The 15,377-nt window shown below is 45.4% G+C and carries 12 protein-coding genes; 7 read left to right on the top strand and 5 right to left on the bottom strand.

All coding sequences use genetic code 11. The annotated features are described in order from the left end of the window. Position 1: 1 nt before the first annotated feature. Positions 2-157: a hypothetical protein gene (locus QUA50_RS11110; RefSeq protein ID WP_158307982.1), complete on the bottom strand. Its 156-nt coding sequence runs from the start codon at positions 155-157 to the stop codon at positions 2-4. A gap of 840 nt (positions 158-997) precedes the next feature. Here QUA50_RS11110 and QUA50_RS11115 point away from each other — a divergent pair. Beyond that, positions 998-1,309, top strand: a complete 312-nt coding sequence (locus tag QUA50_RS11115) for a DUF6679 family protein (protein WP_006633466.1) — start codon at positions 998-1,000, stop codon at positions 1,307-1,309. Between the two features lie 461 nt (positions 1,310-1,770). Here the strand turns inward: QUA50_RS11115 and QUA50_RS11120 are convergent, their stop codons facing one another. Beyond that, positions 1,771-3,405 (bottom strand): MBL fold metallo-hydrolase, encoded by a 1,635-nt coding sequence (locus QUA50_RS11120; protein WP_333265574.1) that lies wholly within the window; start codon positions 3,403-3,405, stop codon positions 1,771-1,773. Positions 3,406-5,107: 1,702 nt separating this feature from the next. Here QUA50_RS11120 and QUA50_RS11125 point away from each other — a divergent pair. The 6 genes from QUA50_RS11125 (at position 5,108) to QUA50_RS11150 (ending at position 13,405) form a co-directional block, all read left to right on the top strand. After that, on the top strand, positions 5,108-6,298 hold the full coding sequence (locus QUA50_RS11125; RefSeq protein ID WP_333265548.1) for a glycosyltransferase: 1,191 nt from the start codon (positions 5,108-5,110) through the stop codon (positions 6,296-6,298). Between the two features lie 74 nt (positions 6,299-6,372). After that, positions 6,373-7,719, top strand: a complete 1,347-nt coding sequence (locus QUA50_RS11130; RefSeq protein WP_333265538.1) for a glycosyltransferase — start codon at positions 6,373-6,375, stop codon at positions 7,717-7,719. A gap of 118 nt (positions 7,720-7,837) precedes the next feature. Next, positions 7,838-7,981, top strand: coding sequence for a hypothetical protein (locus QUA50_RS11135; protein ID WP_333298786.1), 144 nt, complete (start codon positions 7,838-7,840; stop codon positions 7,979-7,981). After that, a complete protein-coding gene (locus QUA50_RS11140; protein ID WP_333265536.1) occupies positions 7,978-8,769 on the top strand; it encodes an ABC transporter permease in 792 nt (263 codons plus the stop codon). Before QUA50_RS11135 ends, QUA50_RS11140 begins: the two co-directional genes overlap by 4 nt. Further along, entirely contained in the window at positions 8,770-10,842 is a 2,073-nt protein-coding gene (locus QUA50_RS11145) for an ATP-binding cassette domain-containing protein (protein WP_333265533.1), read from the top strand. A gap of 136 nt (positions 10,843-10,978) precedes the next feature. Further along, a complete protein-coding gene (locus QUA50_RS11150; RefSeq protein ID WP_333265532.1) occupies positions 10,979-13,405 on the top strand; it encodes a sulfotransferase in 2,427 nt (808 codons plus the stop codon). 56 nt (positions 13,406-13,461) lie between these two features. Here QUA50_RS11150 and QUA50_RS11155 read toward each other — a convergent pair whose 3' ends face one another. Genes QUA50_RS11155 through QUA50_RS11165 form a run of 3 tightly spaced genes read right to left on the bottom strand, consistent with a single transcriptional unit; the run spans position 13,462 to position 15,372 of the window. Then, positions 13,462-14,682, bottom strand: coding sequence for an NAD(P)/FAD-dependent oxidoreductase (locus QUA50_RS11155; protein ID WP_333265530.1), 1,221 nt, complete (start codon positions 14,680-14,682; stop codon positions 13,462-13,464). A 7-nt stretch (positions 14,683-14,689) separates the two neighbouring features. Further along, on the bottom strand, positions 14,690-15,058 hold the full coding sequence (locus QUA50_RS11160) for an aspartyl protease (RefSeq protein ID WP_333265528.1): 369 nt from the start codon (positions 15,056-15,058) through the stop codon (positions 14,690-14,692). Then, a complete protein-coding gene (locus QUA50_RS11165) occupies positions 15,055-15,372 on the bottom strand; it encodes a hypothetical protein (RefSeq protein ID WP_333265526.1) in 318 nt (105 codons plus the stop codon). Before QUA50_RS11165 ends, QUA50_RS11160 begins: the two co-directional genes overlap by 4 nt. Between the last annotated feature and the right edge of the window lie 5 nt (positions 15,373-15,377).

Consider the following 15,377-nt stretch of genomic DNA (forward strand, 5'->3'; position numbering starts at 1 on the left):
CTTAATACGCACGAGCGATGACTCCAATTTGTTTTGAACGGAACCGCAATTCTTTTAGCTTAACCGCCACAGGTTCCGCTGCCCGTTTTGAAGCTAGTTGTTGGCCGCCACCATTTTCTACATTTAGGGGCTGCCTGCTGTCAGTGATTTTTATCACACTTCGATCGATCGATTTGAGATTTTAGATTTGAGATTTTAGATTGAGTTGAGAGGGGGTACTAGGGGCTAGAAATAACCTCCAAACACTCTTGTTTCTGGGGAAGTGAGACATAAGAGACCGAGATATCTGAGGCAGAGTCTGTTTTTATTGTCGCTGTTTGAGTGTCGCTTTAGAGCTTTCCCTTCGAGATTTGAGATTTGAGATTGAGCCTTGACGGCGTTAGCGGGCGATCGAACAATCGATTTTAAATTTGAGATTTTAGATTTGAGATTTTAGATTGAGTTGAGAGGGGGTACTAGGGGCTAGAAATAACCTCCAAACACTCTTGTTTCTGGGGAAGTGAGACATAAGAGACCGAGATATCTGAGGCAGAGTCTGTTTTTATTGTCGCTGTTTGAGTGTCGCTTTAGAGCTTTCCCTTCGAGATTTGAGATTTGAGATTGAGCCTTGACGGCGTTAGCGGGCGATCGAACCAACGTCGAAACACTCTTGTTTCTGGGGGACTTGAGGCAAAACAGAGCGAGATTTTAGAGGCAGAGTCTGTTGTTATTGTCGCTGTTAATCGCGTGCCAGAGTCAAGTCCTAATGCTCGGATCTATGGTGGCAAATGCCTCTCACGAGGGATGCCACTGGCTGCACAACCTGTAATTGGATAAATGGCGTACTGGATAGATTTGGTGGTAAAATCGAATTTGGTAACTCCCATCGGTACCAAAGTTGCGGAAAACGTGAAACTGGCCAGTCCATACGGCTGTGCCTTCCGATGTAAAACCCAAAGTACGTTACGGTAAACAGACCATATTTTAAGCAAGTTACACTGCGCAGGAGAACTGACAAATGCTACAGCGCAAAATCTATCAACTCTGTTGTGATGGTCGTGAGGTTTCTATTTTTCTTCGAGATCAGCAACGTTGGATAGAGCGCGCTCGTATCCTAGATATTGAAGGGGATCTAGTCACGCTGCGCTACGAAACCGACGAAGAAGACGAAATCAGCTCCTGGGAAGAAATGGTGCGTCTCGAAAGTATTGGAGCTGTGTCCCAGAAGTTGGCTTCGGTATCCCGAACTAACTGCGAACCCCTAGTTTCTGACGATTGTCCCGAAGCCGAACAAATTCGCAATCACTACCCGGACTCGAATTTGGAATAGTTTTGAGCTCGCGCTTGAGGCAGAAGGAAAACTTGGGGGAAAAGAAAACGGCTTTTCTCCCTTTTTTGTCGAGAAATTATGCAAAAAACCCAGTTTGTTTAGGCCAAAAATATTCTGGGTTGTGACCCCATAAGCTATTTTGCCTTTAAATTTAAGCTTGATGGCGGGCTCTCCTGCCCAACCCCTACTCCCCACAACAGCGCAATACCAATTCTCTAAATTAATGCTACAGTCTTGGGGGCGGGTTTATCAATGTTATTTTTTGGTGGCAAATCTTATCGCGAACCCGCCCCTACCCAAACTGTAGCAAACTTTTAGAGAAGTGGTATAAGTACACAGTAGTTTAAAAATTCAATACGCGACAGCTTACCCCTGCTGAAACGGGGTTTTTGGTCGGGGTGCGTCCAGGAGTGTTTTTTTGTTTTTTGTGCCTGCGGGCTGGTTTCGAGGTGCCCGACAGCTTATTCGCCGTCTGTTTCGCCATCTAGGAAAAGTTCGGACTCCGGTATCGCTTTAAACACCGGACAGAAACCGTCGGGGGTTACTTTAAAGCCAAACAAAGCACTCGACTGGTTCCAACAGCGCTGGCTGCGGTAGTGCTGGCAATTGCCACAGCATTCGAGGTTGGCCTGAACGGCACTGCCTTGAAAAAGAAGTTCCCGCTGGGAGATGCCGCGCAGTACCAGTTCTTCGCCTTGCCAGCGGGCTTCTACCAAGCCGGTATCGGCAAAATTTACCCACCGAGGATCGGCTGTAATCGGACTCGGCAAGCTAATTGCTACCTCTGTCCCTAATTCGCTGAGTTCTCCCTCATAGTTAGTTTCTGGGATAGCGGGCTGCAAAAACATTTCCCCGATCGGCAATTCAACCAGTGTTCCGGCCGCCGGAGTGTGCAACTGGTAGCGGTTTCGCAGCTCGTCCAAGTTAGCCAAGTCAGCCAAATATGCAGGGGAACCGTGGACTAAAATTACGTGCTGGGGACGCAAATTGTGGATGAGTTGGGTAGTCCCCGGCCCGTCGCAGTGTTCGGCTAGCACATAAGTTTCGACACTTGTGACTCGATATTCGGGCTTGTTGCCCAGCCAGTCGCTGACGGGATATCCTGGTTTTTGAGGGGCGAGCAAAATCCAAGGGTTTGTGCTATCGGCAACATACAAAGCCAAATCAGCTAACTTGTCTGTAATTACAATACAGGGCGTGGCTCCCAATCCGGGGCGTTGTTCGGCAGACAGCCGGCGGACGCGGGGTTTCACCCTTTCGTCCCAAAACAAAGGTTGGTGCAAAGCAAAATTTTGGACGGCGGTGGGAAATTGGGGTAACAGTTCCAGATAAGCGTCGCACCCGTCGGCGACAGTGCCGTCTACCCAAATATCCAAGTCGCGGCCGGTGAAGTAGTGGTGACTGCGGAGCAGCATCAGCAGTTCTTGGCCCAAACCAAGGGCCGGCGCGGGCAGCAGTACGGAGTACCCGTCGGCGATGGCGCGGTGGATGCGATCGGCTAACTGATTTTCTAGTTGTCGGCGGTGAGGGTGGCGCGCCGTGCCGTAACTGCCTTCCAAAATTAACACATCCGGCTTCATGCCCCTGAGTTCTCCCAGGGGCAAACCTTCCACCAAACGAGAATTGGACAGGAAAAAGTCGCCTGTGTAAACGACGGTGTAGGTGCGGTGCGGGGCTGCATAAGTCAGCAGCACAGTCGCCGCTCCGGGCAAATGGCCCGACGGGAACAACTGCACGCTCAGTCCAGGGCGCACTTCGAGCGGTGACTGCCAGGGCAGTCCCTGACAGAACCGAGACTCTGGCTGCTGAGCCAGTTGTGGCCAGTTGAGCGGTAGCAGTCGCGCTGTCACTTCGCTGGCGTAAATTGGCAAGTGGGGGAAAGATTGATGGAGTGTTAGCAAACCTCTGGCATGATCGGAGTGGGCGTGGGTACACACCACAAAATCGGCTGGCAGCGATCGATTTAGTGTCGCTGATAGCGGTGCAATATCCTCTATACCGCAGTCGAGTAAAATCCGGTGCGGCCCCATTCGGACTAGCAGACAGACCCCTTCCTGTGCGTGGCCTGCGCCGTAAGGTAAACAATCGAGATCCATCACTGCGGTTAGCTCCCTGCTTTTCACGCAACTTGCAGTATCGCCACTTCTAAACATTGGTTGCGACTGCATTCATTCGATCGAGTTCAGTCTCGGACGCTGAAACCGGGTTTGATGAACGAAAAGACTTTGTTGTCGCCCTCGCTCCCGGTAAAAAAACCCGGTTTATCAAAGTTCTGGTGCGTAACCCTTGGAGCTAAATGTTGGCTCGAAGGCTCCGGCTCTCGTGCAAGGAAAGTAATTGCACTTGAGATTTGATGCAGCGCCAAGAAGGCGATTTTCCGAAGGCATTGGCCGGACGGGCCTTGGGCCTTCGACAAAGTTCAGCCTACTGGTTCTTGCATCAAAAGTTACATTTTATTGCACCATGTAAGAGTAGCGAGCTCGATCTCATATTCTGAGTTTTAAACCTTTTTCCACAATTTGCGCCTGCTAAAAGCTAGTCTTTTTTATGAGAAGATTTTAATTCAGATGCCCAAACATCTTGATAAAACTTTACAATTCTTCATTTTTAGGGTTTTGAGGGCGGTTTATAGTCCAATCTGAAAAAGGAAGAACCCCCATTGTGCTAGCTAACTGCTTTTGTCAAGGCAGAGAGAGACTTTATGAGTTTGATGGGTTTCTTTGTAAAAGTTTGATACATTCTTCTAAGTAAACCTTGTGGCTATCGAGGAGAGAGTGTAAATGGCTTTTTGACAATTCCCGCATCCAGGATACCCGCCACGCGATCGATCCGTGCAGAAATCAAAAAACTGTATCCGATAAAGGATCCCCCAAATTTATCTGGCGCAAGTCAATACTTCAATTCTTTAATCTAAAATCTAAAATCTCAAATCGCGCAATCGATTGACTGCCCCATAATACGTTTGTTTACTCCGCTCATTGACAAGGGGGCAAAACGATGCGTTTTTTTGTTTAACCCCAAACATAGCCACATAAATCCCCAGACAATACATGATATTCATCCTGTAAAAATACCACTAATTTGCCAGAAGTAATCTCTGATCGATGAGTCTCCAACCTGCCTGTAATCTCCTGTTTTTTTATCATTGCTGGATCGGATTTAGGGTTGAGTTTGGGAGTATTTTTCACCTAATCCGTGCGCGGTTCGATCGCGAAAGTTTGAAGGGCGAGAGTGTTGAATTATTTGGTAGGGTGTCGTGCATTTAAATTGTATATTCAGGGCGGGCGGGACGCCCAACCCCCTACTTCTCAGACGAATTGATTTTTTTGAGATACAATTTGAATGCCGCCACAGCTTAGGTTTTTGATAATAGTATCAGAGCGCTATTCAAGCTGAAATGAGGAACGATCGCACCCACCCGGTTCGATCGAAAAATCTGGTTTTCAGATGTGGCCTTAATGGCGAGGCTTGGTGGCGCTATGCTGCCAATAATACCTGCTATGGACACAATCATCGCGGGATAGTTGCCGATGGTAAAACTTGTGTTGGGAAAAAACTTGACATCAGCGGGTAATTGAAAGTAAAAATAAATAAGAGCAATAAAAGCAATGAGGCTTTATGTTAGATTCGCAATTAGATTCGCAATTAGATTCGCAATTAGATTCGCAATCGGGGATCGGGAAGTGTGGCATTGAGAAGTTACTATACCCTAAAACAATTTATGCTAAAATACATCCGTTAATATACGGAGGATCTAGGATTTTTTGGCAATCTAAAATATAAGATATAAAATCTAAAATGGCAACAGCTATTGTTGAGCTGGAAATCTCCAAACTCCCGCCAGAAATTACGGTTGAGGAGCGTTACAGCAAAGCCTTGGTTTTAATTAGACTGCACGGAAAACCGATCGGTCAAGCTCTTTTGTCCGTAGTCGGAGGTGGCATTGGCGGTGACGAATTACGGGAAACACTGATGAAGGCTGCGGGGGACAACTTGTGGAAAAACTTGCTCTACGAGACTCTAGAATGGGATGAGCGGGGGTCGGTGGAGGTATTGCCGATCGCTACAGTAGCGGTTTGCACGCGCGATCGCCCGGAAGATTTGCGGCGCACTCTTGACGCGCTGATGCAGCTCCCAGACGAGGGTCAGGAATACTTAGTAATTGACAATTGCCCCAGCACGGACGCGACGAAGGAACTGGTCAAAAATTACCCACAAGCCCGCTATGTGCGCGAAGACGTACCAGGCTCCAGTGCTGCCCGTAACCGAGCTTTACGCGAAGCTAAACACGAATTCGTAGCGTTTACAGATGACGATGCGGCGCCGGATCGGAACTGGCTGCGATCGCTCTTGCGAAATTTCAGCGATCCGCGAGTGATGTGCGTTACGGGGCTGGTGATGCCCTTGGAACTGGAAACCGAAGCGCAAGAATGGTTCGAGCGCTACAGCCCCCACGGGCGGGGATTTGAGCGCCGAGTTGTTGACGGGGCGCACTGCAATCCTCTGATTGTGCATCTGGTGGGAGTTTCGGCGAGTATGGCTGTGCGGAAAAGCTCGATCGACTACATTGGGCTGTTTGACGAAGCTTTGGGGGCGGGAACGCCCACGGTGGGTGGCGAAGACTGTGAACTCTTTGCCCGCATTTTGCGCGCGGGCTACTGCATTGTCTACGAGCCGAGAGCATTGAGTTGGCACCGCCATCGGCGCACTTGGGAAGAATTGCGAAAAACCCTCCGAGGCTACGGCATCGGAGTCTATGCTTTCTGGACGCGGATGTTTGTAATCAACAGAGAATTCAGTGTGCCTCTATTAGCTTGGGGATGGCTGTGGTACAAGCAAATTCCTGAATTAATTGCTTCTTTGCGAAAGCAGCCGGATGCGGTTCCGAAGGATTTGCTGTGGGCTCAACTGCGGGGCTGCATTAGCGGGCCGATGGCTTATTTTGCTTCTAGGAAGTTGTTACAAAAAATGAAGGGGAGCAATGAATAGGGATTTTTAGATTATTTTTAACGGCCGATGAAGGGAGATGAAATGCAGATGAAATTAATTGTTGTAATGTAAATATGGAAAATCTAACAGTTAGCATAATTATTCCCAGCCACAACCGAAGTTCTTCGCTGCGGCGGGCTTTGGATGCTTTGCACTTGCAGACTTATCCGATCGACCTGATCGAGGTTATTGTAGTGGCAGATAGCTGCATAGATAATACTTTGGCAATGCTACAAGACTATAAAGCTCGGTTTAAAGTGCAGGCGATCGAGGTAAATTGCCAGAGTGCTGCCATCGCCCGCAATACGGGAGCAGCTTCGGCTACGGGGCAATTGCTGCTGTTTCTCGACGATGATATCGAAGCGCTGCCGGCTTTGGTGGAAAGCCACGCGCGGGCTCACTCTTTGCGTCCGGGCTCGGCTGTCATGGGCCCCTATCCGCCTAAGTTGCATGGAGGAACTACATTGTTCGAGGTGGAAGTGCGCTCGTGGTGGGAAGAGAAGTTTTATCAGATGAGTCAGCCCGGTCATCGATTTACTTATCTAGATTTGCTCAGCGGCAACCTTTCTTTGGATGCAGAACTGTTTGCTCGTCTCGATGGGTTTGATTCGGCTTTTGGGAACTGCGGCGGAGAAGATTATGAGTTTGGGATGCGTTTGCTGAAAGCTAATGTACCTTTTGTTGTGGCTGCTGAAGCAGTGGGCTATCATTACGAACACGAAACCAACAATCTCGATCGCTCTTTCCGCCGATTTCGTCAGGAGGGGCGATCGAATGTTTTGATCGGGTACCGACACCCGGAACTTAGACCGATACTGCCGATAGCAGCCTACGAAACTGCTTGCTCGCTGGTGGATAAAATTGTGGTGGCGGTCACGTTTTTCTGCCCTGCTGCTATGGATTGGCTGGCTGTGGGACTGAGGCAATCTCTTGATGTACTCGAAAGCTTGCGGATGCGGGGAACTTGGCGGTGGTTGCGGGCAAAATTGCGCGCTTATTGGTATTTGCGGGGTGCTATTGATGAGTTGAAAAGTCGATCGGCGCTTTCTGGTTTTATTATGCAAGAAGGAACGGCTAGCGGCGATTTGGGCAGACATGAAATTGAAATCGATTTGCAGGAAGGTTGGGAAGCAGCAGAACGAATCATTGATGAGAAAAAACCCGATGGCATTTACCTCAGTTACGGTGAACTGTCTGTCGGTCACGTCACTCCCAAATTCGGTGTAGAGCCACTGCGGGGCGCTCACTTGCGATCGATTCTGGCCCTTGACTTTGCCGAACCCCTGGCTCGGGCGATCGCGCTTAACGGTATGCCCAAAAGTGCTGCTCATTCGGAGCCTAGCTTGGTTGACAACACCCTACTTCAAAATCTACAGTTGTTTACAGTATTGGAGCAAAAAAAACTGAAAACTTCTTCCTAGAAATGACATGATTAGATTAGAGAAAAAACAGAATATAGAGGTGGAATCAAGTCAGCCATTAAGTGAGAATAAATAGTAATTTAGATATGAAAATCCACAGAAAGTGACAAAGGTAATTATGACAATAAAATTGATCGAAGCAGATTTTTTAGAACCAATTTATGACAAACAGACTCTGGTACAGACCCTGAATCTGGTTAAGATTAAGCCCTGGAATTTATCCGGGGGAGAACATCAGATAGTTGCTGGGGGTGTGCTGTGAGAAATGCGGGAAAGGTAGCTTATATTCGCAAAATAACTCATTTCTTTGATTTGCTACGGGTATTGGTCGATCGCGAGATGAAATTACTTTACAAGCGATCGACCTTGGGGATTGCTTGGACTTTAATCAGTCCGCTGTTACAGTTGGCTGTATTTTCCTTTTTGTTTCGCTCTGTCGTACCCCTTAATATTCCCAAATTTTCTTCCTTTGCTTTCAGCGGCTTGTTAATCTGGAATTGGTTTCAAACGGTATTATTTAAATCAACGGCATTAATTACCAATCATAAGGCACTAATCAGGCAGCCAAATTTCCCCCCGGCAATTTTGCCGGTAGTCACGACGACGACGGGGCTCATTCACTTTTTCTTAGCATTGCCGGTGTTACTTATCTTTCTGGCAATTGATGGCGTTCCTCTGAATGCAGTGCTATTTTTGTTGCCGCTGCTGATGATTATTCAGTTTGTTTTGACAGTTAGTTTTGCTTATCCCCTTGCCGCTTTGAATGTCACTTTCCGCGACACTCAGCACACTTTGGGAGTAGTTTTGCAGATGCTGTTTTACCTGACTCCGATTTTCTACGACATCAGCAGCGTCCCCGAAAAATTTAAGATTTTTTATTACTTAAATCCAATGGTGCCCCTGATTGAAGCTTACCGCGCCATACTTCTTAAAGGTATGCAGCCGGATTGGTCGGCTTTGTTAATTTTGAGCTTGGCTGTGACGGCTCTTTTACCCATCGGACTGGGAATTTTTAGACGGCAAAGCGCTCATTTTGTGGAGGAAGTGTAAATGCGTGAAGCAATTATTGTCAAAGGTTTGGGTAAGCGTTTTAACCGCTACTCTACCGCGAAACCTTATACGATTATGGAAGCCGCTTTGTCCGGTTGGTGGAAGCTGAAGCCGGAGGCGAGTTTTTGGGCGCTGCGGAATATAAATTTTACTGTTTCTCCTGGCGAAATGCTGGGAATTCTTGGCAAGAATGGCGCGGGAAAATCAACGCTGCTGCAAGTTGTCGGCGGTATTTGCAGGGCTGAGGAAGGCTCTATTAAAGTTAACGGCAGAATTGGCGGGTTGTTAGATTTGGGTGCGAGTTTTCACGCGGATCTAACGGGCAGAGAAAACGTGTTTGTGGGCGCGGTGGTGGCAGGTTTGACTCGCCGGGAAGTGGCGCGCAGGTTTGACGATATTGTGGAATTTGCAGAGTTAAAACAGTTTATTGACAGCCCGATGCGGACTTATAGTACGGGGATGAAAATGCGGCTGGCTTTTTCGGTGGCGGTGCATACCGATCCAGAAGTGCTGTTAGTTGATGAACATTTGTCGGTTGGTGATGTGGCTTTTCAAACTAAATGTTTGAATAAGATAACTGAGTTTAAGAATCAAGGATGCGCGATTGTTTTGATTTCTCACACTGCGTCGCAAATTCAGAAAATGTGCGATCGGGCTTTGTGGCTGAAATCCGGTGAGATAGTGGCTTATGGGGAACCGGAAGTGGTAGTGGGTCAGTATTTGTCAGAAATGCGATCGTCCACAGAAAATCGCACTCCCCTGGGTGGTGCTGAAGCTACAAGTAGCGGCTCGCCAGTGCGAGGTAATCAGAATCGCTTCGGTACTATGGAAGTAGAAATTACCGATGTCAAAGTGTCGCCAAATACGGAAATAGATAGCGGTGATGCTATTAGCATTGAAATCCATTATTCTGTGTTCCATGAAATTTATGCGGCTATTTTTGCAGTAACAATTAGCAGGGATGATGGTCAAAGTTGTTTTGAGACTAATACTAATCAAATGGGCAGACTGTTGCCGCTGGTGAAAGGGAAAGGCAAAATCCGGCTGCAAATAGACAGGCTGGATTTAGGAAACGGTCAGTATTACGTGAATGCTGGGGTTTACGAGGAAACTTTGGCTTACGCCTACGATTATCATTGGCAGGTTTATCCGCTGTACGTGCGATCGACTGTAAACCAAAAAACGATTCTTTGTCCGCCGTACCGCTGGGAATTTGAGGGCAAAATGCCACTTTTGGATGTGGCTGAACCGGGCGCTGCAACTTACGATTTGGATAAGAATAATCCCGGCTACGCCAAGATTTTGACTCAGTTGGAAAACAAGCAAAAACCTGACTTTTTAATAATTGGCGCTCAAAAATGTGGCACAGAATCTCTATACAGCCATCTAGAAAATCACTTGCAAATTATCAAAGAAGGTTCTCGAGATATTCACTTTTTTGAATTAAATTTTGAGCGTGGTGTTGATTGGTACAGCAAGCAGTTGACACGGAGTTTAGCGAGTGAGAAGGTGATCCTGTGGGAGATGACTTCTTACTATATTTATCATCCTTTGGTGGCGGAGCGAGTTTACAAGTGTTTCCCGGATGTTAAGCTGATTGTAATGCTGCGAAACCCAGTAAAACGAGCGTGGATGCACTATCATTTAGAAGTGGCGGGAGGCTCCGAAAAGTTGGATTTTGAAAAGGCGATCGCTTCTGAACCTGATAGACTCAAAGGTGAGATTGAAAAAATCAAAGCCGATGAAAATTATTACAGTTTCAATCACCAGCATTATTCCTATTTGTCGCGGGGAATTTATGTAGAACAAATCAAAAATTGGCTCGACTATTTTCCCAGAGAACAGTTGCTAATTATCAAGAGCGAAGATTTTTACGCACATACAGGCAAAGTATTTTCCGAAGTATTGAAATTTCTGGAAATTAGTGAGAATACAAGTAAAAAATATGAAATTAATCATGTCGATGAATACAGCCAAATGCCAGCGACAATAGAACAAGAATTGACTAATTATTTCAAACCTTACAATCAGGAACTTTCGGATTTGTTGCATGAGGATTTTAGTTGGAGTTAGGAAAAAAATTTTTAAATGCAGAGTGCCCAGAGAGGAACATGAATCATACCTCTTTCTTCTCTTCCTCTGTGCCCTCTGCGCTCTCTGCGGTTCGTAAAAAAAAATCTAATTCACAAACCATCTATCAGCTAGAAAAATGAAAAGGATATTTTTAGTAGGCTCTCCGAGAAGCGGCACAACCATGCTTCAAAGTTTATTAGCTGCTCACCCTGAAGTTATTTCTTTTCCTGAATCTAAGTTTTTTCACTATTTACTGTACAAGAAGTTTGCGGGAAAGTTGCCAGGTAGGATGGAAGCTTTTTTTAAGGATGAGATTAATCGGCCTGAACTTTTGCAAGGTTTTGATGATAGTCAAACTGTGGCAACTAAAGTTAGTTGGTTTGTCGGAGTTTTGGATGGTTTGGCGGCGGAACAAAACAAAAGTATTTGGTTGGAAAAAACGCCGGAACACATATATTTTATTGAGGACATACAGCGCTTTTTGCCGGATGCTAAATTTATTCATATTTTGCGAAACAGTATGGATACAATAGCTTCTCTGCATGAGGCGACTAGGACTTCTCATGATTTGTGGGGGTCTGGTTGGGATTTAAACCACTGTATCCGTCGCTGGAAGGAGGCGATGTTAATTAGTCACAAATATGCTAAAATTTCTAATCATATATTAGTCAACTATGAGGAAATTATCGACAATAAAGTAAAAAAGTTAGAAGAGATTTGTCAGTTTATGGAAATTGACTATGATGATAAAATGTTGGAACTTTATCAAGAAAAAGCTGCTCATCTCAGTTTAAATCTGCCTTGGCACAAAGGAATTGATAGAGAGGTTAAAAGTAATAAGGTTCACAAATATCATAAAATTTTTAATGACCGGGAAATTCGATATATTTTAGATAAGATTAAGCGAGTCAAGGGTGAAATTGCCTGGAAGTTGACGGTGGAAGTGAGCGAACCAATTTCCGATATTTGTAATCTTCCGCAAATATACGATCGCCTGTGCTGTACGATCAAACTAGAAGGAATTAAACTCGGTATTGTTGAATTGCCGATTTGCGATGGCATGGTGGCGGCTTCGGTGTTGGCGGATGCGGTTGCAGCCCAGTTTGCTTGGCAAATTCTCGATCGCTTCTTTCAACGCAATCGCTGGGAAAAAGGCAATAAATTGTGGGAAACTGTGCTGAAACCATTGCACCATAAACATGACTGGACGCTATTTTTGCAAGAATTATGGGGGCGTCCGAATTGGCATTTGGAGGACTTCTACAATCATGAAATAGCTGAGGAAGTCCCAACAATTACGATCGAAAAATATTTGATTGCTGTAGAAATTAGCGAGGAATTTGCTAATATAAAAGTTGAGATTTCTGAAATTGACGTGCTGGTGAAAGTAGGTGGCGTTGCTGTCGGGATTGTCACTGTTGCAGTGGAAAATAATTTTGTTTCGGCTCAAAAATTGCGATCGACAATTAATCGAAATATTGGTTTTGAGTTGTGCGTCGCCGCCGTGCGAGAAGCTTTGCTGGGAAAACCACTCAACGGCAAGCAAGGGCTACGATCGCGCTTAGCCTCTTGTGCTCGACAAAGGTCAAATTTGCCCGACTGGTTGAATGCACCGGGTGCTGGGGGCATTTACCCCCAAAATGCGGTGATGTTCGGCAGGCGATCGGGTGCGATCGGGACAAGTGTCAGCCGTCGCGCCTCACTCCCAGCGGCTGCGCTACAGGAAATCGAGTCAGCCGCAGCAATCGCGGGGGAACCGACAATGCAAATTCCCCAAGAAAACGAGTTCCCAAAGCAAGTATTTTACGCACCGGAAATCATTCGCTCAAAATCTTCTTATCAGGAAGTTTCTCACTCCGTGAAACCCCAACTTTTGGACAACCATAGCGTTACACAAAAACTTCCGATTCTCTCCTACCGCCGCATTTCTCCTGACAGTTTAGACGCAGTTAGCCCGCAGGTTTTGGAACAACAATTGCAGTATCTCAAAGATCGCGGTTATTATAGTGCGAGTTGGGAAAATTGGCGAAGCGCAAAGCTGGCTAAAACTCCTTTACCCGGTAAAGCTGTATTGATGACATTTGACGGCGGCTATCTGGACTTTTTCCAATATGCTTGGCCTCTGCTAAAACGCTTTGATTTTACAGCAACTGTTTTTCTCGTAGCGGAGTCAATAGGAAAGACACATAGTTGGGAAAAAGCCGAATTGGAAGAAGTGCAGTTAATGGGATGGCCGGAAATTTTGCAACTGCAGAATGCAGGAATTGAATTCGGTTCTATGTCTGCTACTCATCAACCTTTGACTGCATTGTCACCGACAGAAATTGTGCGGGAGGCAGCCAAATCCCGTGCTATCTTAGAACGGGGATTAGAGAAATCTGTTAAATGTTTTGCCTATCCTTACGGCGATGTCGATCCAATTGTAGCGCATTTAATTGGAGCGATCGGGTATACTTTTGGTGTATCATATAAATTAAATTATAGCAGTTTTGACGATAATTTAATGTCTCTGCCGCGCATTAAAGTTACAGGAGAAAATTTTTTATGGCAATTAGGTTTGTAGGGTGCGTCAGCCAGCGAGATTTTTCCCTCAACTAACAATCTCTCAACTGACGCACCTTACAAGTGAAATCGCTTAATCAATGCCTTGATTTTCCGCTGCAAATAACCGCCGAATCCTCTAGAAACTTTCTCAAACTTATAAAAAAATAAAATATCCATCACATCTTCAGTTTTCATATACTTTAAATAAGAAATCATTTTATCGGTTAGTTCATCACTAACATCATCGATATATTTTCTCACCGCCAACCTTTCCGAAATATTCCATTTCTTATCAAACTTGCGGTGCATTTGGGTCTCATAATCCCGAAAATCTGAGATTTTCCCCTCCAAATAGCTTTGAATATATTGCCCTGCTATTTGGGCACCATCCATCCCGTGTCTAATCCCTTCGCCTCCCAAAAAATTTACTGTCGAGACAGTATCGCCGATCGCAATTATATTATGCTTGCAATAAATATCCTTCAAACCAGGACTGTACTTCAGCGTCGAACCGTGTTTGTCAAGAATTTTATAACTTTTAGACTTCAGATATTCATCAATCAATAAATCAATATATTTTTTCAGCGGTGACAAATGCCTCACCGTTTTCGGGTCTAAAAAAATGCGCCCCGCACCAACTTTCAGCCTGTTTTGTTCCATTGGGAATATCCAGGAATAACCCTTCGGCATCCATTTATCGCCCAAAAAGAAGATTAAATCACCGCTGTATTTATTGTAAACTTCAGGTTCAACTTCAATTAAATATTCGATTCCGGTTCCCGAAAAAAAATTGGGCTTATCATTCTCTTTTTCGTACATAATCGCCCTAGCAAAGCCAGTAGCATCAACCAATACTTTTGTGCTAACTTTGATTAGTTTACCGTCAGATAACTGTTTGAATTCTACTATTGTTTCGCCGTTTTCTTGTGAGTATCGAATGTAGCGATAACCAAGCCAAACTTCACCGCCAAATCGCTCAACTTCGCTGGCCAAAAATGCTCTAAATTTAGCAAAATTGAGAACAACTCCCAAGCTTTCGGGAGACTCCCAAGTTTGACTGACTTTGCTAGTTTCAATAGTAAGTTTGTGCCAAAAACTGCCGATAACGGATTCGGGCAAATCGAATTTAGAGAGGGTTTCTAGAGGTGTAGCGGCGCTAGAAAAGTCATTTTTATAAAAATTGTCGTTTTGCTCTGCCAGCAAGACTTTGTTGCCGGATTGGGCTAGGATTCTCGCGCAGTGACCGCCTGCTGGGCCTGCTCCTACTATTACTATGTCAAAACTTTTTAAATTCATTTTGCTTTTAACTAGCTTCCAATGTCAAAACACCCGCCGAAATATCAACTACCAATCGCCGATTTTTCAACAACTGGCGGCAGATTAAAATTTCCGGTACTCCGGCACCTACGTGAACAGGGATATCAAATTCTCGCTCCTCAATACGCACTTTCCCGACATAAAGATCGAAATTAAATTCTCCCTTAGCTGTTCGCATTTTTTCTTGTTTGACATATGTCCAATCAAGTCCGTCTAAATCTTGATCGTTCATAGCTAACCAGCCAGAAAAACCTGTATCTAGCAGGGCATCAACAGGTAATTCAAAGCCGTTATCAGTAATCAATGAAATTTCAAATAATAGCTCACCCTCATCACCCAATGTTCCTTGAATCATATCGTGCCACAAACTCCGGTTTCATTTATCCGAAAGACGTGCAATTTAACTTTCGGGTATTTCTCATGGGCTATGTTTGCAACTAGCATATCATCCTTGTCGATAAAATATTCCCCGCTGTCGGGTTCAACTGCCATGTACCAGTTGTAGTGGGTTTTAATCAATTCTGGTTTGAGGCGATCGAAAATTGGTTTGCAGCGCTGATAAAATGCTTCTCTTTCAGCATACCATTGGGCTATTTCTTCGGGAGAAAGTGTACGCTTTGGGTGTAATCTTTTCCGGGGTACTGTGCGAGTTGGGTTGAGATAAGTCATGGTTG

The sequence above is a fragment of the Microcoleus sp. M2_D5 genome (genome assembly GCF_036701935.1).
In the GTDB taxonomy this organism is placed as follows: domain Bacteria; phylum Cyanobacteriota; class Cyanobacteriia; order Cyanobacteriales; family Microcoleaceae; genus Microcoleus.